Annotated in this window: 10 protein-coding genes and 3 pseudogenes; 5 read left to right on the forward strand and 8 right to left on the reverse strand. The window is 63.0% G+C overall.

Features of this window, described 5'->3' with window-relative positions; all coding sequences use genetic code 11:
- Nucleotides 1-21: 21 nt before the first annotated feature.
- Nucleotides 22-185, forward strand: a pseudogene (locus F0P97_RS27535) (IS3 family transposase); the annotation flags it as partial.
- 596 nt (nucleotides 186-781) lie between these two features.
- Here the strand turns inward: F0P97_RS27535 and cpaB are convergent.
- The 3 genes and pseudogenes from cpaB to F0P97_RS11790 all read right to left on the reverse strand — a co-directional run.
- Nucleotides 782-1378: pseudogene (gene cpaB / locus F0P97_RS11780) on the reverse strand (Flp pilus assembly protein CpaB); the annotation flags it as partial.
- Between the two features lie 32 nt (nucleotides 1379-1410).
- Nucleotides 1411-2001 (reverse strand): A24 family peptidase, encoded by a 591-nt coding sequence (locus F0P97_RS11785; protein ID WP_182286857.1) that lies wholly within the window; start codon nucleotides 1999-2001, stop codon nucleotides 1411-1413.
- A gap of 874 nt (nucleotides 2002-2875) precedes the next feature.
- Complete coding sequence (locus tag F0P97_RS11790; RefSeq protein WP_182286858.1) at nucleotides 2876-4069, reverse strand: MFS transporter; 1194 nt, start codon at nucleotides 4067-4069, stop codon at nucleotides 2876-2878.
- Between the two features lie 133 nt (nucleotides 4070-4202).
- Here F0P97_RS11790 and F0P97_RS11795 point away from each other — a divergent pair, with 133 nt between their 5' ends.
- From F0P97_RS11795 to F0P97_RS11805, 3 genes are all read left to right on the forward strand, one after another.
- Nucleotides 4203-5483, forward strand: coding sequence for an XAC2610-related protein (locus F0P97_RS11795; RefSeq protein ID WP_182286859.1), 1281 nt, complete (start codon nucleotides 4203-4205; stop codon nucleotides 5481-5483).
- A gap of 154 nt (nucleotides 5484-5637) precedes the next feature.
- Complete coding sequence (locus F0P97_RS11800; protein WP_182286860.1) at nucleotides 5638-7863, forward strand: TonB-dependent receptor; 2226 nt, start codon at nucleotides 5638-5640, stop codon at nucleotides 7861-7863.
- A gap of 16 nt (nucleotides 7864-7879) precedes the next feature.
- Nucleotides 7880-9733: an enterochelin esterase domain-containing protein gene (locus tag F0P97_RS11805; protein ID WP_182286861.1), complete on the forward strand. Its 1854-nt coding sequence runs from the start codon at nucleotides 7880-7882 to the stop codon at nucleotides 9731-9733.
- A 91-nt stretch (nucleotides 9734-9824) separates the two neighbouring features.
- Here the strand turns inward: F0P97_RS11805 and F0P97_RS11810 are convergent, their stop codons facing one another.
- From F0P97_RS11810 to F0P97_RS11825, 5 genes and pseudogenes are all read right to left on the reverse strand, one after another.
- Complete coding sequence (locus F0P97_RS11810; RefSeq protein ID WP_182286862.1) at nucleotides 9825-11474, reverse strand: zinc ribbon domain-containing protein; 1650 nt, start codon at nucleotides 11472-11474, stop codon at nucleotides 9825-9827.
- A 65-nt stretch (nucleotides 11475-11539) separates the two neighbouring features.
- A complete protein-coding gene (locus F0P97_RS11815) occupies nucleotides 11540-12202 on the reverse strand; it encodes a hypothetical protein (protein WP_182286863.1) in 663 nt (220 codons plus the stop codon).
- Nucleotides 12203-12207: 5 nt separating this feature from the next.
- Nucleotides 12208-12747, reverse strand: a complete 540-nt coding sequence (locus F0P97_RS11820; RefSeq protein WP_232538256.1) for a zinc ribbon domain-containing protein — start codon at nucleotides 12745-12747, stop codon at nucleotides 12208-12210.
- A gap of 177 nt (nucleotides 12748-12924) precedes the next feature.
- Nucleotides 12925-13131 (reverse strand): annotated as a pseudogene (locus F0P97_RS27905) (zinc ribbon domain-containing protein); the annotation flags it as partial.
- Between the two features lie 353 nt (nucleotides 13132-13484).
- Nucleotides 13485-14663 carry a metallophosphoesterase gene (locus tag F0P97_RS11825; protein WP_182287185.1) on the reverse strand — a complete coding sequence of 393 codons (1179 nt, stop codon included), beginning with the start codon at nucleotides 14661-14663 and terminating at the stop codon, nucleotides 13485-13487.
- A 139-nt stretch (nucleotides 14664-14802) separates the two neighbouring features.
- On the opposite strand from F0P97_RS11825, the gene hrpA reads away from it, so the two are divergent.
- Nucleotides 14803-18849 carry an ATP-dependent RNA helicase HrpA gene (hrpA, locus tag F0P97_RS11830; protein ID WP_182286865.1) on the forward strand — a complete coding sequence of 1349 codons (4047 nt, stop codon included), beginning with the start codon at nucleotides 14803-14805 and terminating at the stop codon, nucleotides 18847-18849.
- Nucleotides 18850-18867: the final 18 nt, after the last annotated feature.

Here is an 18867-nt window from a genome sequence, read left to right on the forward strand (position 1 = left end):
CGGCTATGTGGCAGATCGCAAAGCCCGAAACCGATCACCATGCCTTATGTTGCCAGCAGAGCAACGGCATGGCGTAAAGCATCGTCAACACCTTCAAGCGCGACTACATATGTCGCATCGATCTAGGTGATGCGCCGATGGCGCTGGCTCAATCGCCGCGTTCGTTCGAGTACTTTAACGAGATCTAGCCGCATTCGATTTTGAAGATGATGTCGCCCAGGGAGTTCTGATGAGTGCAGAGTCGCCCCGCACATGAGGGCCAACTTAGTGATTGAACTGTGTCCGAAACTACGGGAGCAAGATCAGCTACTTGCAAAGGCCGTGAAGTTCAAAGCTGTCACTTGACCTTTCTTGTCTTTCTGCAACAGGTTCTTGTCATCGAATCTGGTTCAGCGCAACGACTGGTGGCAGTTTGCTCGGAAATGCCAAAGGGTTCGGGGTAATGACTTTGCTGGTCAATCAGGGCCACCGACGATGGCGAGGCTCGTAATTCCTTGTCTATGGGGGAGTGCTTGGCTGGAGCGATAGCAGCTCCCCTACGTTAAAGCGAAAAGGAGCCAAGCCTGCTTCTAGGACCGCTCAGCATCATAGATATTTGTCACGGGGCCCGTTCGGAGCCGATAACTGTCACATCGCCTCCAACCGCGAGCGACATTTTCTTTTTGTAAACAAGTCCGCTGTAGTCGTCCAGTTGTTGACATAGGTGTTGGCGTGGGGCGTGCTATCGATAGTTCTCTCTAGACAAGTCGGCCTTGTTTACATAAATTTATGAACATAAGAATTTCTCGGCATCTTCGGGGCTCAGCTCGAGAGTGACGGCGCTCACCACCTTGGGCTTGGTTTCGTCGCGGTCGGCTTCCTGGGCCACGGCCAGGACCAGCACGTTTTCAAGTACGGTCTTGCTGATCTGGCGCGAATCCTCCATCCTGCCGGCCTGCTCCTGCTGGGCGTTGACCACCACATCCACGTAGTTGCCTGGCAGGGCGAAGCCCGCCACACCGACCACATCGTTGACGCGTACCGTCATGGCCCGCTTGCCCGGAGCGATGACGGCTGCCAGTCCGCCCTTGGTGCCGACCGGCGCCAGCTTGCCTTCGAGCACGGCCTCGCCGCGCAGCACGCCGACCTTGACCACTCGGTCCTGCAGCTGCTGCATGTCATGGAAGGCGCCATCGGGTATGGAGCCCCGCGGCCAGTCCACGGTGTTCAGCATGTTCGGCAAAATCTTGCCGCCCAGTGGAATGTCGGTGGCAGCAACGACCACCTTGTCGGCGTCCAGGCTGCCGCGCTGGGCGACCCAGTTGGCTGCATAGACTGCAGCCGCCAGACTGGCCAGTACGGCGAGGACAAACAGACCCAAAGCTTTGAGGTTTTTCATGGGAGGCTCCTGCTATGCCGTGATGTAAGTGACTAGACCCAGGTGAACTGTCGAGCGACCAGGAACGCCAGGGTTCCCAGGGCGATGCTGACGCCGTAAGGCAGCTTGCCTACCGAATGCGCCGAGCTGGAGCGGGCATCGGGAGCGATCCCTGCCGCGACATTGATGTAGAGCAGCTGGACGGCCTCGGCAGAGTTGCGCAGCAGCCTGCCGGCCATGCGGTGCCAGAGTGCGTAGCTGATGGCGGCTACACCGCCGGTGATGAAGACAAAGATCACGGCCTGCCAGGTGGCCTCGGGTCCGATAAAGCTGCCGACCATGGCCATCAGCTTGACGTCGCCGCCGCCCATGGCATGCAGCAGATACAGCGGCAGCATCATGACCAGACCCAGCGCCATGCCGCCCAGCGCCCAGAAAAAGCCGCCGCTATGGGGGTGGTGGGCCAGCAGACCATAGAGCAGGGCCAGGGTGATGCCACCAAAAGTCAGGCGATTGGGGATGCGCCGTGTGCGCAGATCGCTGATGCTGGCAGCCAGCAGGAGCAGCAGCAACATCAGCGAGCGCGGCTCGGTGAGCAGGCCGGCCATCAGCTCGGATGCTGCGCTGAGTTCGGAAGATGTCATGGTCAAACTCCAGTCCTGTGTTCAGCGAATCCTGTCCGGGCCTCAGAGTTGACGCTGGCTGTCTGCTGCGTTCAGCTCATCTGACTGGTTTCTGCAGGATCCGGGCGATATGTGACTAAATACAATTTCTCTATCAACTTCATTCTTTTGTTTAATTTTGTGGAAATACTATTCCTATAGAAATCACTTATCAATATTGGATCTCGTAAGGATTTTTCTAATCTGCATGAGATGCAAATGTGACGCCGTTGTAGGTTGCGTAAGCAGTGGTCTCATGCGCTTGCTGACGCAGATCGGTCTGCAGTGGGTGCCGGCTACAGAGGGTGCTCGCAAGGCCTTGCCCGGAGCTCGCTCAGAGGAGCCGGGGAGGCACAAGAGACGCTGCATGGCTTGAAGAGAGGCCGGGTCCGATGGAGCCTGGCGGTGCCTGTGGCCAGGCCGGAAGGCGCTGAAATGCGTTACGGGCGTTACGGGCGTTACCCATGTTCCGGGGCCTGAAGTGCCCGCTGCTGTATTGCGTGGCAGGCCCGGGGCGTCGGCATTACGGCCCGGGGCAAGGCCGTCGTGGGACTGAGTAGCCGCTTTTAGGGATGAGGCCGGGGTAGTCCTCGGCAAGCTGCAGCCCGGCAGCTTGCCGGCATTTCCTCCTGGCCTGCCGGTGGCGGTCTTGAAGACGGTTTGCTGAGAGCGCTGATCCGGTCTTCAGGCAACACCCGCTCGGTTCATTCACAGGGGATGTGTTGCTATATAAAATATAGCTTATAGCGCTTTTCCTGAATGGATTTCATCGTTGAAATAACTCTATTTCATTGATCGCAATGCGATACAAGCTTCTATTTTGATAGCTGTCTGAGGCGGAAAAATCGGCACAGCTTCAGGCGTTTGTCCTGCGCTGGCTGTGCAGGCCCAGCAGCACCAGCACGACGGCTACCAGGGGCAGCATGCCGATATTGATGCCGTTCCAGCCGGCGCTGTGCAGCAACTGCCCTGATCCGAACGAGGCCATGGCCACCGTGCCGAAGACCAGGAAATCGTTGAGTGCCTGCACCTTGGCGCGTTCCGAGGGACGGTAGCACTCGGTCAGCAGCGCCGTGGCACCGATGAAGCCGAAGTTCCAGCCCACGCCCAGCAAAATCAGCGAACTCCAGAAGTGGAAGATATCCAGGCCCATCAAGGCCAGCACGCCGGCCGCGCCTATCAACAGCAGGCCCAGAGCTGTCACGGGTCGCTTGCCATAGCGCGCAATCAGCTTGCCGGTAAAGAAGCTGGGTACGAACATGGCCAGCACATGCCATTGGATGCCCATGGCGGCTTCGCCCACGCTGTGGCCGCAGCCCACCATGGCCATGGGCGCAGCGGTCATCAGGAACGCCATCAGTCCGTAGCTGACCACACCCGCCGCGCAGGCCACGACGAACCGGGGCGTGCGGGCAATTTCGCCCAGCGGCCTGGCGTCGTCAGCCACGGCCTGTTTGCTCTGAGGAGGCGGCAGACGCAGGCCCATGAGCAGGGGCAGGGCCAGCAGGGCCAGCACCGCCTGGCTGTAGAAGCTGCCGGCAAACGGGGTGGCAGGCAGGGCGTCGCGCGTCCAGATCACCACCTGCGGGCCGATGATGGCGGCAATCAGGCCGCCGATCATCACGCGCGAAATGGCCTTGGCCTGTTGCGCGGGCTCGCTCACCATATCGGTGGCGGCGAAGCGGTAGCTCTGCACGCAGGCCGCATAAAAGCCGGCCAGCGCCGTGCCGATGCAGAAGGTGACGAAGTCGCTGTGAGCAATGCCCTGAGCGGCGACCACGCCGGAGATCACGCCCAGAATGGCTCCCAGCACATAGGCCGCGCGGCGGCCCATGCGGTTCATGATCCAGGCGGCCGGCAGGGTGGATAGCGCCAGCCCGAGCTGGTAGATGCTGACCGGCAAGGTGGACGCTGTGGGGTTGGACGACAGCTGCTGCCCGACCAGACCGCCCAGCGAGATGATGATGGGCGGAGAGGCACCTCCCAGGGATTGGGCTGCGACCAGCAGGCCCATATTGCGGCTTTGTTGTGTGTTGTTGTCTGATTGCATAAATCGCTTTGGCTGTCCATGCTTGTACGCAGATTTGTCACATCTTGCAGCATTCATATTGGCCGCACATTAAAAGGTTTGCTGCGGGCATGATGCAGTCACGAATCTGGTGATCGAAGTGAATGGGAGTGATATGACGCTGAAATGCCTGACTGGCCGGGCTGCGGGCCTGAACATCGCTATGGCGCTCATGGGCTGGGCGTCGATGGTGTATGCCGAGACGGCAGAAACCCCGCATGACGCGGTGGTCTGGTCGGCCAGCTATCGCGGCGAGATTGCCGGCAAGGCAGTCAAGCTGGAGCTGTGGCGGCTCGATGGCGCCGTCGGGGGAAGCTATTGCTATGAACCCTGCAATCGGCCCGGTGCAACACTTGACCTGGAAGGCTCGGCAAGCGGACAGCTGACCGAGACCCCGATGGCTGGAGCAAGCGATCCCAAGCCGTCTGGCCGCTGGTCGCTGGCGGCTTTGCCGGGCATGGCGCCGCCGCGCCTGCAGGGGCAGTGGCAGTCCATGGATGGCAAAAAGCGCTGGCCGGTCCACCTGCTGCGCCAGCCCCCGGCTTTCCCCCATGCGTTGAATTACGAGCTGCGCCTGCTGATGAATCAGAGGCTGCGCTCCCTGGCCGACTGCGGAGAACATACGGATCTGCAGGTTTCCGCCATTCAGGTCTATGAGCAGGGAAGCCTGAAGCAAAGCCTGCCGACCGCCGCCGTGGGCAGTTGCTGGCTGGTGCAGCCGCGCTGGGTGGATGCGAATTTTGACGGCTGGCCGGATCTGACCCAGGCGCTGGACCTGCCTGCCGGGCCGAATATTGCGCACCGCACCTGGCTTTACGACCCGAGTACGCAGAAGCTGGTGCTGGGGCCGCAGTCCCTGCAGGACATCAGCTCACCCGCCTTCGATGGCAAGGCCAAACGCATCTATAGCGAATGGCGTGCCAGCTGCTGCAGCCATGGCGTGGACATCTATGCTTGGAAGCCCGCGGGGCTGGAGCTGGTCGAGCAGGCCGAAAGCCATATGCTGCCGGTGCGCAAGGGTGGCAAGCTCATGGCCTGCTATCAGATGCCGGACTATGCGCAAGGCCATGTGTACTGGCCTAGCGGCCTGTACCAGCGCGGCGGCGAACTGAGTCTGGGGCAGGAGCCTACTGCCGACTGGTGCGATGCCGATCCCGCTGCCACCATGGGCCAGAACCAGGTACAGGTACTGGCCGAGCCCAGAGCCGGACAGCCACCCCGGGTCCTCAAGACCTATGGCGCAAGCTACCGTAAGGTCGATACGCCTCAAGGTGCCCGTTACTGCCCCGATATCGCGGTCTTCGATGCCGATGCCCGCAAGGTGGTGCGTGTGCTGATGAGCGAGAACGCCGAGCAGGACTGCGAGACGGAAGAGCCCGCTAGGACTCAGCCATGAGAACGGATTATCGCTATGCAGAGAAATAGATTGTTGCTATTGTTTTGAGAGGTTTTGCTTGTTATACAATCCATCCAATTGAGATTCATTCTCGATAAGCCTTAGCCACGCACTTCGTTTTAGCCATAGGAGATTGATCGAAAACGAGGTCTACATGGCAACCCCAGTTCGTGGCGGTGCAGGCAAGGCGCCGTCGGCTTCAGCGCTCGCATCCACGCAGTTTGCTCCATTCGTGCATTGGCTGTCTTCTGCGGCGTGCCGCAGCCCCCGCTCAGCCGTGGGGCTGGCAGTGTTGGTGGTTTTGAGTGCGGGCGCCCAGGCGCAGTCCCAGACGGCCGACCCGAAGGAAAAGCGCCTGAGCGAAGTCACGGTTTCCGGCAAACAGGACGGCAGCGCTCTGCCTGCGCTGGCCCCTGGTGCTCAGGTCGCCAAGGGTGCAGGCCTGGGGCTGCTGGGCAATGTGGATGTGATGGATGCTGCTTTCAACATCACCGCCTACTCCGAAGAGCTGATCCGCGACCAGAATGCGGCCACGGTGGCTGCCGTGCTGGAAAACGACTCTTCGGTGCGCTTCTCCACCAGTACCGGCCATGTCAACGAAAACTATGTGATTCGGGGCTTCGACGTCAATGCCAGTGAAGTGGCGTTCAACGGCCTGTATGGCCTGGCACCCGACAGCCATGTGCCGACCGAGATGATCGAGCGCGTGGAACTGCTCAAGGGCCCCGGTGCGCTGCTCGGCGGCATGGCTCCCAGTGGAGCGGTGGGAGGCGTGGTGAATGTGGTCAGCAAGAAGCCGCTGGCCGATGATCTGACGCGGCTGACCACGACTTTCACCTCGGGTTCTCAGTTGCAGGAGCATGTGGATGTATCGAGGCGCTTCGGCCCCGAGCGCCGCCTGGGCATACGCTTTAACGGCGCGCTGTCCAGCGGCGAGACCGAGGTCGACGACCAGAAGCGCCGTCGCCGTCTAGGTGCCGTGGCGCTTGACTATCAGGGCGATCGCTTCACGCTGGGACTGGATGCCTATCACTACAAGGTGAACCTGGACAACGGCAGCCCGGTGATGGTGAGCTTTGGAAAGATGAAGAATCTGATCGGCGCGCCGGATGCCAGCAACAATCTGTTCCGCGGCGTCAACACCGAAGTGGAGAATAAATCGGTGGCACTGCGCGGCAGTTTCGAGCTGAGTGACAGCTGGCAGCTCTACGGCAGCCTGGGCAAGGCCTGGCATGACTATGCTGGTCAGCCCACAGGCACGCGGGTGGTGCTCAATGCCGTGGGCGACGGCTCTGCCGTGGGTCAGACCTATAACCTTCAGGGCTATACCAACAGCACGGCGCTGGATGCGGGTTTGCGTGGCCGCTTCAAAACCGGCGATGTGGGCCATCAGCTGGTGTTCTCGTTCAACGAGCTGCAGCAGCAAAGCGGGCGCGCGCTGCCCATCGTGGTCAGCAGCAGCTACACCACCAATATCTACGATCCGGTGCTGCCGATTCTGGCCGGACCGCGCAATGCCGTGCGCCAGGAAAACGACAATGTGATCCGCAGTTTCGCCGTGGCCGATACTCTGAGCCTGCTGCAGGACAGGCTGCAGCTGACGCTGGGCGCACGCCACCAGCGCGTGAATCAGAAGATGAAGGGCTACGACGAGAGCGCTGTGACTCCCATGCTGGGTCTGGTGGCCAAGCCCTGGGGTGAGGATTTGTCCTTCTACGCCAACTACATCGAGGGGCTGAGTCCCGGTCTCGAGGTCGGCTCCACCTATGCCAATGCAGGCGAGACATTCGCTCCCTACAAATCCAAGCAGATGGAGGCGGGCGTGAAGTGGCGCCGCGCAGGCTGGACGAATACGCTGTCTCTGTTCCAGATCGAGAAGCCTTCGACCACCATCGATACGGCGGCCAATACCCTCAAGCTCAATGGCGAGCAGCGCAATCGCGGCGTGGAGTGGAATACCTTCGGTGCCGTGAGCTCCAGTTTGCGCGTATTGGGCGGCATCACGTACCTGCAGCCCAAGCTGACCAGCACCCAGGGCGCCAACAACGATGGCCATGATGCTTTCGGCGCAGCGCGCTGGGCGGCCAATCTGGCGGCAGACTGGGATGTGCCGGGTGTGGCCGGTCTGGCGCTGAACGCACGCATGGTGCATACAGGCAAGCAGTGGGTCAACTCGGCCAACACCTTGCGTGCACCGAGCTGGACGCGCTTTGATGTCGGCGCCCGCTACACCACGCGCGTTGCCGACAGGAAAGTGGTCTTGCGCGGTACGGTGGATAACGTCTTTGGTCGCAACTACTGGGCTGGAGCCTTTGCCGACAACTTCCTGACCGTGGGCGCCCCGCGCACCGTGCGCATCAGCGCTGCGGTGGACTTCTGAGGCGGAGGACGCATCAATGCATGGAAATCATCAAGGGTTGCCGGTGACGGTGACGGGCCACAGGCCATCGGGCAAAGGGCTGCGCTCCCTGCTTGTTCCAGGTCTGCTGGCTGCGGTCAGCGTCGGCATCGGCGGCCAGGCCGGTGCGGCCCGGCCCTTGCCGGCCGACACCGCTCAGAGCGCGGCCAAGGCGGCCTCTTTGCTTTCGGTGCGGCAGCCGCTCTCCGGCCGGCTGGTGCCGGGACAGAAGCTGAGCCTGCAGCTGGAGGCACCGGCCGGTGCCGTGGTGCGTGGCAATCTGCAGGCGTTGGGCGTGGTGCTGGATGTGGAAACGCCTGACGGACGCCATCTGCGGCGGCTGAGTCAGGGCGCAGGCGTCGATCACGCATTCACCTGGCAAAGCCGGGGCAAGGCGAAGGAGCGTCTGGTGCTGCGCGCAGAAAATTCCCAGCCTTATGCATCGTCAGCAAGCGGCATGTCGGCGGCGCAGGGCGGGCACAGCGTTGCTCCGACTTATGCTGCGCCCAGTCCTGGCGCCTACGAGCTGACGATCACCCAGGTGCTGGCGCCGCTGGCGGTCGACCATGCGCCGGCAGTAGAGCTCGAACCAGAGCCGCTGCGCAGTCCCAGGCTCAAGGCCTTGGAGGCGCGGCTGGCGCAGGGCGGCGACAGCCGCAGCTTCTGGCAGGAAATGGAACGCGAGGGCACGCCGCTGATCGAGCCCTGGGATGCGGAGCACCAGCTGGTGAGCTTTGTCTGGCGCGGCGCACGGCAGTCGGTGCGACTGTTCGGCAGTCCCTCGGGCAATCATGAGCCGCTGCAGCGCCTCGGAAGCAGCGATGTCTGGTGGGCCAGTTTCGTCATGCCCAGGGATGCACGCCTCAGCTATGGTTTTGCGCCCGATGTGCCTCAGGTCTCGGCCGATACCATGATTCAGCGCCGATCCATTCTGTCCACCTTGCAGCGCGACCCTCTCAATCGCCAGAGCTGGGGGCGGTCTGCGGATCTGCAGGCGGTGCAGGATCGCTTCGACGGGCGCTCCGTGCTGACACTGGCCAAGGCGCCGCCACAACCCTGGAGCCAGACCCGCGCCAGCGTGCCAACCGGCCAGTTGCAGCGTCACTGGCTGGGCAGCCAGGCGCTGGGCAATGGGCGCGACATCTGGATCTACAAGCCGCAGGGCTGGCAGCAGGCCGATGCGGCTGGGCGTTCCCTGCTGGTGCTGTTCGACGCCCAGGCCTATCTGCGCCAGGTTCCCACGCCCGCCATCATCGACAATCTGATGGCCGACGGCCTGCTGCCTGCAACAGCCGTCGTGCTGGTGGCCAATGGCGCAGGCGACGCGCGCAGCAGCGAGTTGCCGCCCAACCCGGTGTTTGCCGACTTCATGGGCAAGCAGCTCATGCCCTGGCTCAAGGCACAGGGCATAGCGGCAGGGGCCGAGCGCACGGTGATTGCAGGATCGAGCTATGGCGGCCTGGCTTCAAGCTATGTGGCGCTGCGTTATCCGCAGTGGTTTGGCAATGTGCTCAGTCTTTCGGGCTCCTACTGGTGGGCACCCAAGGGCGAGGCCCCCAATTGGCTTGCTCGCCAGTATGAGCAAACACCGCAACTGCCCATTCGCTTTTACTTTGATGCCGGCCTATATGAAGGGGCTCGCGGTGGTCAGGCAGGCATACGCGAAACCAGCCAGGAGCTGGGCGATGTGCTGCGTGCCAAGGGCAACAAGGTCGTGCAGCGTGTGCACAGCACCGGTCATGACTATGTGCACTGGCAGGGGGCGCTGGCCTGCGGGTTGCTGGCGCTGACGGGGCGTGAACCTTCGAGCGAGAGGCTTAAGGAGCAGGTCGCACAGTCCTGCGGGCTCTGAGTCCGGGAGGTACCAAAAAAGGGGCCTGAGGCCCCTTTTTACTGGGCCTGCAGCACTTGCTGGTGAAGCGCTGCAGGCTTTCACACAGCTTCTACCTGAGCTTGTTGCCGCATTCACCGCAGAACAGGTCATTGGCTGCCACGGGGGCTCTGCAGGCGGGGCAGCTTGGCGCTGCCGGGGTCTGGCGGGCTTTCTCGGCGGCCTCCGCTTCGGCGCGGACCCGGGCCGCTTCACGCTCGGCGGCCTGCTGTTCGGCCTGTGCCTTCAGACGCTGGGCCTCGGCCTGCTGACGCGCTTCTTTGGCAGCCTGGGCTGCGGCTCGTTCCTCAGCGGCCCTTTGCTGTGCCGCGCGCTCTGCGGCCTGCGCTTCAGCCCGCTGGCGTGCGGCCAGTTCCTGGGCTTCGGCAGCCTCGGCTTCAGCCTTCAGACGGGCTGCTTCGGCCTCGGCACGCTGGCGTGCTGCCTCGGCTTCGCTGCGCTGACGGGCAACAGCCTCTTCAGCGCTCTGACGTGCCTTGTCCGCCGCATCGGCGGCGGCACGCTCGCGCGCCTGCTGTTCGGCAAACGCCTGTTCGGTGGATGCCGCTGTGGCGGCAGTCAGACCTTCGGCCGCCGTTGCTGCGGCGCCTGCGCTGGCATTGCTGTCGGTGCCGGGCGGGGTGTCGGTGGCGGAGGGCTTGGCCGTGGCTTCCTGCAGGCGCTCGCTGGCAGCCTGCTTGGCGCGCTCGGCGGCAGCCATGGTGCGTTCTGCGGCAGCCATGGTCTGGGCCCTGGCTTCCTCGGCTTTTTTGCGAACATCGCCAATCAGGCTGTCCAGTGCACCCTCGGCCTCGGCTGGGTCCACGCTTTCACGAGCCTGCAGATAGATCAGATTCATGCCCATGATGGCCACCTGGGCCAGCAGTGCGCCCACCACGCAATAGAGAACGCCCAGGCCGGCGATGAGGCCGGTGCTGCCGCCACCCATCATGCCCATGGGATTGAAGCCGCCACCGTAGCCACGGCCGTAGCCGCCACCCATGAACATGCCGGCCATGGAGCCGCCATCTCCGGTAATGCTCATGGCCATCCCGGTCAGTGAAACGGTGGCTGGCACCAGTCCGGCAAACAGCATGAAGCAGACCAGGCCCAGAATGACATAGAGCACGACTTCCATCAGCACTACTTCGACCAGGCGCTTGCGCGCGATGCTCAGCACATTGGCCAGTGCAGCCTTGACGGACAGGCCGCTCCACAGCGCAGGACCCATCAAGGGACCGATGACCCAGATCATGGCGATCAGCAAGGCTGCGGCGACCAGCACCAGAATCGGGTGGGCCACAAAGGCCAGAATGCCGCCGAGCACGGGAATCTTGCAGATGAAGTAAATGACGGCAGCCAGCAGGTAGTAGGCCAGCGTGGCAACAAATATCGCCAGGCCGACCAGCAGGAATTTTGGAAGGCACAGCAGGCCGGCCGATGCCGCCGCCGAGAAGGAGCGTACGGGCTCGTTTCTGGCCTTGTCCATGAGCATGATGCCCACGCCCGAAGAACCGGCCAGCAGCGCGATGACGGACGCCAGCATGAAGATCAGGTACATGAAGAAGCCGGCCTTGACCAGCATCCAGGCCGCGCCTGCTATCAGTGCGCCGGTCAGCAGCAGTGTCAGAAAGCACAGCAGCAGCGGTCGCCACTGAGTCAGTCCTTCGGCGGCTCTGGCAAGAGTGCCAAAACGTATTTCTCCCAGGGGTTGCTCTCTCATTTTTCGTCCTGTCTTGTGGTTGAGGCTGGCTGCTCCGGCACGATGAGCCGCTGGCTCGCCGGGTGTCAAAGCTTGCCGCGGATCTCGCCGGCTTCGATGGTGTAGCGCTCCACGCCCGCGGGCAGACCAGTGTCAATCTTCTTGATGACAGTCACGGGTTTGCCACCCTTGGACTGGGTGGTTCCTGTGGCGGTATTCACACGCCCGGCCCTGACATCCTCGTCGGACTGATCGACCACGATGCTGGATGAGCCCCGGTTGTCGGCCAGTTCATTGGCCAGTTCCTTGAGCACATTCATGGCCTGGGTATATTCCTTGCGGCCCTTGGCGGCCAGGGGCATCTCCACGGTCAGTGCGGAGAAGCTGCGCATCTGGTGTGCCTGTCCCGACTGCCCGTCGGCAATGCTGACCGTCCTGGTCTGCACCGGACCGGCCACGGCACGTTGTTTGGCCGGCAGCTTCTGCATGGCCTGCACGGCCTGGGCCTGCATGCTCTGTGCTTGCTGGGTTTCCCGATCCAGAGCGGCCTGGAGACGCGCAAAGCGCTCGTTCTGCCCGCCAGAAACAGCGGTTGCGGGCGCGCCGCTGCCAGGGCCGCAACTGGGGTCTGCAGAATTGGTGACGCGCGAGAGCATGCAGCTCAGCGATGTGGATGCATCTTGCAAGGTGGCGCAGCCGCCAAGCAGGGTTGCGGCGCAGGCGAGCACAGTGAGTTTGAGTTTTTTCATGGCTTTCAATCCAGCAGGTCATCCAGTGATGGCGCGGTGTTCTTCTTGACTGGAGGTGTTCTTGCAGGGGCCGGCATGGGCGGTTTGCCCGATGCCGGAGCTGAGGGGAGCTCCGGGCTGGCTGCTGGCGCGGGGGTGACGCTGACAGTGTCTGGGGTCGTCACCACGGGGGCGACTGCGGTGGCGGGCGCGTTGTCTACGGCGCCGGCAATCGTGGCATTTTCGGCCGGCGTCGTTGGTGTTGCGGTACTGCCGCCCAGCGGGCCGACCAGGGCGTCGGCCTTGGCCTTGTCTTCGGGCGAAATCCCATCCTTGCCGGCTTGGGACGCACCGGATGCGCTATTGCCCGCGCCAGTCAGGCCCTTCATGTTGCTTGCCATCATCACACCGCCCGCAATGGCTGCAACCAGCAGTGCCAGCACCACCCATTTGATCCAGGCATTGCTGCCGCGCACCGGCTCCTGGGGAAAGGCCGGTGTGCGGTCGTTGCGCGGCGCAAATGCGGCAGGCTCCGGCTGTGGCGGCCTGGGTGCGGGTGTATCCATGGGCTCGATCAAGGGCGGGGCCAGGCTTGCGCCGGCAACCGTCTGCGAGGCGCCTGAAGTCATGGGCGGCGCAGTTGCCACCGCAGCAAGGTTAGCGTCGGGGCGCTCGAACACCATGCCGCATCGTGTACAGAAGCGGGCCTCGGGTTTGCAGACAGCCTGGCATTGGCTGCAGATTTTTTCAGCAGCAGTGATTGTCACTTCCGGTTCTTGTCTGGCGCCGCAGCTCGTGCAGAACTTGGCATTGGGAGAGAGCGGATTGCCGCATTGGGAACAATTCATGGTCTGCAATCGAGAAAAGAGTCCGCTGGAATGGCCGCTCGGAAGCATTGCTTGGAATATGGGCCGGTTTCTGCGCATCGGCATGGACCGGTACGGACCCATGAAAAATGATTTGTATCTTAGCGGCGCATTTGCCGCGACCTGTTGGATCGCTTTACGGGAATGTAAGCACGCGCGGCTTTGACAGCTTTTTGTCAGGCGCGGCAATCTATGGATGGGGTCTTGGTTAATGAGACTGCGCGCAGAGTATCAAGGGTTCTTTGGCGTAAGTGACTGATTTGAAAAGAAGGCAGTTAATCAGGTGCCTTATGGAAGCCTGGACTGCCAAGAAAAGCTCAAATCTCGAAATCTGTTTGATTTTTGCAATTGCTTCAAATGGTTGAGAGTGTTTTGCACTGCAAAGATTTCAACGAGATACAGGCCTCGCTGAACCTCGGATGCAGCCAGGCCGGTAATCACTGCCGCGCAACCAGCGTCAGCAGCTCGATTCGCGGTGCCACGCCAAGGCGTATGGCAAAACCGGCCCACAGACCCGCGCCGCTGCTGACCAGCAGTTTCATATTGCCGATCTCATATTCGCCGCGCACAAAGCCGTTGTTGACGGGAGCCACCAACCAGCGATCCATACCCAGGATCAGTCCGCCGTGGGTATGGCCCGATATCTGCAGATTAACGCCCTTGGCCGCGTTGTCGTGCGCGAATTTGGGCTGGTGTGCGAGCAGGATATGAAACGCTGCCCCTGCCTTGCGGGCCTGTGCTGCAACCGCATCCACATCGGGTGGGATACCTTCGGCGACCTCGGGGTCGGCGTTGTTGGGCGAGGTGCGGCCGAACACCGGGTCGCCGATGCCGGACAGGGCCAGCTTGCTGCCCTTGATGTTCAGCAGCTGCATGCGGTTTTCAAGCAGACTCAGGCCCAGGCGGCGGAACTCGGCCATCCAGGCGTTGTAGCCGCTGTAGTACTCGTGGTTGCCCGGTGCCGCCCAGACGCCGTAGCGTGCGCTCAAGGCGGCCAGCGGCGCCACATGGGCACGGCTGGTGGCGACATCGCCGTCCACCATATCGCCGGGCAGCACGATCAGGTCGGGTGTGGTGGCCAGGGTGCGCTGCACGATGGTCTGCACATAGCTTGCATCGTTGACCGGGCTGGCGTGGATATCGGCCAGCACGGCAATGCGCAGGCCCTGCAGGGCGGCTGGCAGGTTTCTGACCGCGATCTGCTGCTCATGCACCCTGGGCGGCTGCAGGGCGTTGAAGACGCCGATGGCGCTCAGGCCGCCGGTCGCGATCACAGCGGCCGTGGTGAGAGCGGGAAGGTGCAGCAGCTGCGCCAGGCCGGTACGGCCCATGAGCCGGGCGAGGAGCCACAGCAGGTCGCGCAGCAGCACGAACAGCGCCAACATCAGCAGCATGGCCAGAATCCAGCCGCCGGGAACCTGCAGGCGCGCCACCACGGCGTAGGGCAGGGCATTGGTCTGCACGGCCTTGAGCAGCAAGGCGGGAGCGATGCCCAGCATGCTCGTGATCAAAACTGCCAGCAGGCGTGCCAGACGGGACGTGCCGTTGAGGCTGGAGACAGGCCACCAGAGCCAGAGAGCCAGAAGAGGGATGACGAAAGCAGCAGTCGAAACCATGGACAGCGGAGAAACCAAAATTGCCGCGAGCATAGCAAGCGTTGCCGCAGCCACCGCAGGGCCTTGCATATCGCGCGGCACGGCTGCTTTTGCCATCACTGCGCAAGACTGGTCAAGGACGGGGATAATCCCAGCCCTTATGTCTTTGAAGATCAACTTCCCCGAGTCGCTCCCCGTATCCAGCCGTCGCCAGGAAATCATGGAGGCCATGGATCGCCATCAGGTCATCATCGTCTGTGGCGAGACCGGCTCGGGCAAGACCACGCAGCTGCCCAAGATCGCACTGGCGCTGGGCCGGGGCAGGCTCAATGCCGCGCCCGATGCCAATGGGCAGGTGCGTGGCCATCTGATCGGCCATACCCAGCCGCGCCGCATTGCCGCCAGCTCGGTGGCCAAGCGCATTGCCGAGGAGCTGAACACGCCGCTGGGCGAAGTGGTGGGCTACAAGGTGCGCTTTCAGGACACGCTGCAGAAGAACGCCTCCGTCAAGCTGATGACCGACGGCATCTTGCTGGCCGAGACCCAGACCGATCCGCTGCTCAAGGCCTACGACACGCTGATCATCGACGAGGCGCACGAGCGCAGCCTGAACATCGACTTTCTGCTCGGCTATCTCAAGCAGATCCTGCCCAAGCGCCCAGACTTGAAAGTGGTGGTGACCTCGGCAACCATCGATGCCGACCGCTTTGCCAAGCACTTCGAATCGAAGAGCGGTCCTGCGCCTGTGATCATGGTCTCGGGTCGTACCTATCCGGTGGAGATGCGCTATCGCCCGTTCGAGGGCGAGAAGGACAAGGATCTGAACGACGCCATTGCCGATGGCGTCGATGAGCTCTGGGCCGGCGGCAAGGGCGGCGATATCCTGATCTTCCTGCCCGGCGAGCGCGAGATTCGCGAAGCCGCCGACCATCTGCGCAAGCATCTGCAGCACTCGCCCACGCTGCGCAGCGCCGAGGTGCTGCCGCTGTTCTCGCGCCTGTCGCAGGCCGAGCAGGACCGTATCTTTGACGGCCATACGGGGCGGCGCATCGTGCTGGCCACCAATGTGGCCGAAACCTCGCTCACGGTGCCGGGCATTCGCTATGTGATCGACGCCGGTACGGCGCGCGTGAAGCGCTACTCCTTCCGCAGCAAGGTGGAGCAGTTGCTGGTCGAGCCGATCTCGCAGGCCGCAGCCAACCAGCGCGCGGGCCGTTGCGGCCGTGTGGCCAACGGCATCTGCATTCGCCTGTATGACGAAGAGAGCTTCGCCAGCCGCGACCGCTTCACCGACCCCGAAATCCTGCGCTCCTCGCTGGCCGGCGTGATCCTGCGCATGAAGTCACTGGGTCTGGGCGATGTGGTTCATTTCCCCTTCCTCGAAGCGCCCTCGGGCCGCGCCATTGCCGACGGCTATCAGCTGCTGGCCGAGCTGGGCGCGGTGGACGATCACGGCCATCTGCTGCCCATGGGCAAGGAGCTGTCGCGCCTGCCGCTGGACCCGCGCGTGGGCCGCATGATTCTGGAAGCGCGCGAGCGCCGCGCCCTGGCCGAGGTGCTGATCATTGCCTCGGCCTTGAGCGTGCAGGACGTGCGCGACCGGCCCATGGAAGCGCAACAGCAGGCCGACCAGGCACATGCCAAGTTCGACGACGAGAAAAGCGAATTCAGCGGCTATCTGCGTCTGTGGAAATGGCTGTCGGATGCGCGCGGCGGCAAGGTCGTGGCCAAGAGCCGCAAGGAGATGGCGGCCCAGCATGCGCCTGCGGCCAAGCTCAATGCGCGCAACCAGGCCTTCCTGCCCGTCAGTCAGCGTGCCAGCGGTGCGCAGGTCGAGGGTACGGTGGAGGAGCGGCTGGCGCTGTTCAACCCCGCCGAGCAGGCCGACGAGGCCACGCACAAGATCAGCAACCGCCAGTGGGAGCAGCTGCTGCGCCAGAACTTCATCAATATCCGCCGAGTGCGCGAGTGGCGCGATATCCATTCGCAGTTGCTGACCGTGGTCAAGGAGCAGAAATGGCTGCTCAACAACGAGGCGGCGGGCTATGAGGCCGTGCACCTGTCGATGCTGTCGGGGCTGCTCGGCAATATCGGCTACAAGGCCGAGGAAAGCGAGAGCTATCTGGGGGCGCACGGCATCAAGTTCCACCCGCACCCCGGCGCCCACCTGAGCAAGAAGCCCGGCCGCTGGATCGTGGCGGCCGAGCAGGTCGAGACCTCGCGCCTGTACGGCCGCGGCATTGCGGCCATAGAGCCGCAGTGGCTGGAAGAGGTGGGCGGCCATCTGCTCAAGAAGCAGCTGCTGGATCCGCACTGGAGCAAGAAGCAGGCCGATGTGGTGGCGCTGGAGCGCGCCACGCTCTACGGCCTGGTGGTCTATAACGGCCGCCGCGTCAGCTATGGCCGCGTCGATCCGCACGAGGCGCGCAATCTCTTCATCCGTCAGGCGCTGGTGGAGGGCGAGTGGGAAACCCAATGGCATTTCCTGCCCGCCAACCTCAAGCTCATGCGCAAGGTCGAGGAGCTGGAGCACAAGAGCCGACGCCAGGACGTGCTGGTCGACGACGAGCTGATCTTTGCCTTCTACGACCAGCATCTGCCCAGGGATGTGTACAGCGGTGCGACCTTCGACAAATGGTTCCGCGCCGAGAGCAGGAACCAGCCCGAGCTGCTGCGCCTGTCCAGGGATGAGCTGATGCGGCACGAGGCCGCCGGCATCACCACGGACAAATTCCCCAAGACCGTGAAGCTGGGCGGTGCCGATTGCAGCGCCAGCTATCTGCACAGCCCTGGTGATGCGCGCGACGGCATCACGGTCACCGTGCCGCTGTTCGTGCTCAACCAGGTGTCGGAGGAGCGCGCCGAGTGGCTGGTGCCGGGCATGCTCAAGGACAAGATCCAGGCGCTGCTCAAGAGCCTGCCCCAGCGCCCGCGCAGCCGTTTCGTGCCGCTGCCCGAGAGCGCGGCACGGCTGGCCGAGCTGTTCACGCAGAACGAGCGCTGGGCCCAGGGTGGGCTGATCGACGCCTTGCTCAAGCAGGTGCAGGGCGAGACTTCGCTGGATGTGAAGCGCGCCGACTTCAAGCTGGATATGCTGAGCCCGCACCTGTTCATGAACTTCCGCATCACGGACGAGCATGGCCGTCAGCTGGGTCAGGGCCGCAATCTGGGGGCGCTCAAGGCCGAGTGGGGCGCCAAGGCACGCGGTGCGTTCCAGGCACTTGCTTCATTAAAGATAGCTTCTGGCGTAAGTGATACAAGCGTTTCAGAGTCAAAGATATCTGAAAGTGATAAAAATAAAGCGCAAGCAGCTCCTGAAAATGATAAGGCTGTGGCGGGCAAGCCGGCCCAGTCTCATGACGCGCGCTACAAGGACTGGAGTTTCGGCGAGCTGCCCGAGCTCATGGAAATCAAGAAGGGCGGCACCACGCTGATCGGCTTTCCAGCCTTGATCGACCATGGCGACGCCGTCGGCATCGAGGTCTTTGACGAACCCGAAGCCGCTGCCGCAAGGCACCGCGTGGGTCTGCGCCGCCTGTTCGCGCTGCAGATTCGCGATGCGCTCAAGTATCTGGAAAAGAACATTCCCGATCTGCAGAAGATGGCCGTGGCCTATATGCCGCTGGGCACGCAGGAAGAGCTGCGCGGCCAGATCATCGACGTGGCCATTGACCGTGCCTTCCTGCAGGAGCCGTTGCCGAGCAACGAGGCCGACTTCAAGCAGCGCGTGCAGGACGGCCGTGGCCGCCTGACGCTGATTGCCAACGAGGTGGCTCGCATGTCGGCCACCATCCTTGCCGAGTACGCGGCCGCCGCGCGCAAGATCAAGGACACCAAGAACGCGCCGGAGGCCACCAAGGACGCGGGCGAGCAGCTGCAAAAGCTCATGCCCAAGAACTTCATCGCCGTGGCTCCCTGGGCGCAGCTCGGCCATTATGCGCGCTACCTCAAGGCGATTACCTCGCGCCTGGACAAGTACCGGGCCGATCCGGCGCGCGATGCCGCCAAGCTCAAGGAGCTGCTGCCGCTGGAGCAGCGCTACTGGCGGCTGGTGGCCGAGCGCAAGGGGCAGATCGATGCCCGCATGCAGGAGTACCGCTGGATGCTGGAGGAACTGCGCGTGAGCTTTTTTGCCCAGGAGCTGCGCACGCCCTATCCGGTCAGTGCCAAGAGGCTGGACAAGGTCTGGGCGCAGCTGCAGCAGTGATGCCGGCCTGACGGCCTG

The sequence above is a fragment of the Comamonas testosteroni genome (assembly GCF_014076415.1).
GTDB lineage: Bacteria > Pseudomonadota > Gammaproteobacteria > Burkholderiales > Burkholderiaceae_C > Comamonas > Comamonas testosteroni_F.

Excerpts from the sequence above, each read along its gene's own strand:
- F0P97_RS11805 (WP_182286861.1), top strand. The coding sequence starts at position 7,880 with ATGCATGGAAATCATCAAGGGTTGCCGGTGACGGTGACGGGCCACAGG.
- F0P97_RS11785 (WP_182286857.1), bottom strand. The coding sequence starts at position 2,001 with ATGACATCTTCCGAACTCAGCGCAGCATCCGAGCTGATGGCCGGCCTG.
- hrpA (WP_182286865.1), top strand. The coding sequence starts at position 14,803 with ATGTCTTTGAAGATCAACTTCCCCGAGTCGCTCCCCGTATCCAGCCGT.
- F0P97_RS11800 (WP_182286860.1), top strand. The coding sequence starts at position 5,638 with ATGGCAACCCCAGTTCGTGGCGGTGCAGGCAAGGCGCCGTCGGCTTCA.
- F0P97_RS11795 (WP_182286859.1), top strand. The coding sequence starts at position 4,203 with ATGACGCTGAAATGCCTGACTGGCCGGGCTGCGGGCCTGAACATCGCT.
- F0P97_RS11790 (WP_182286858.1), bottom strand. The coding sequence starts at position 4,069 with ATGCAATCAGACAACAACACACAACAAAGCCGCAATATGGGCCTGCTG.
- F0P97_RS11810 (WP_182286862.1), bottom strand. The coding sequence starts at position 11,474 with ATGAGAGAGCAACCCCTGGGAGAAATACGTTTTGGCACTCTTGCCAGA.
- F0P97_RS11825 (WP_182287185.1), bottom strand. The coding sequence starts at position 14,663 with ATGGTTTCGACTGCTGCTTTCGTCATCCCTCTTCTGGCTCTCTGGCTC.
- F0P97_RS11815 (WP_182286863.1), bottom strand. The coding sequence starts at position 12,202 with ATGAAAAAACTCAAACTCACTGTGCTCGCCTGCGCCGCAACCCTGCTT.
- F0P97_RS11820 (WP_232538256.1), bottom strand. The coding sequence starts at position 12,747 with ATGGATACACCCGCACCCAGGCCGCCACAGCCGGAGCCTGCCGCATTT.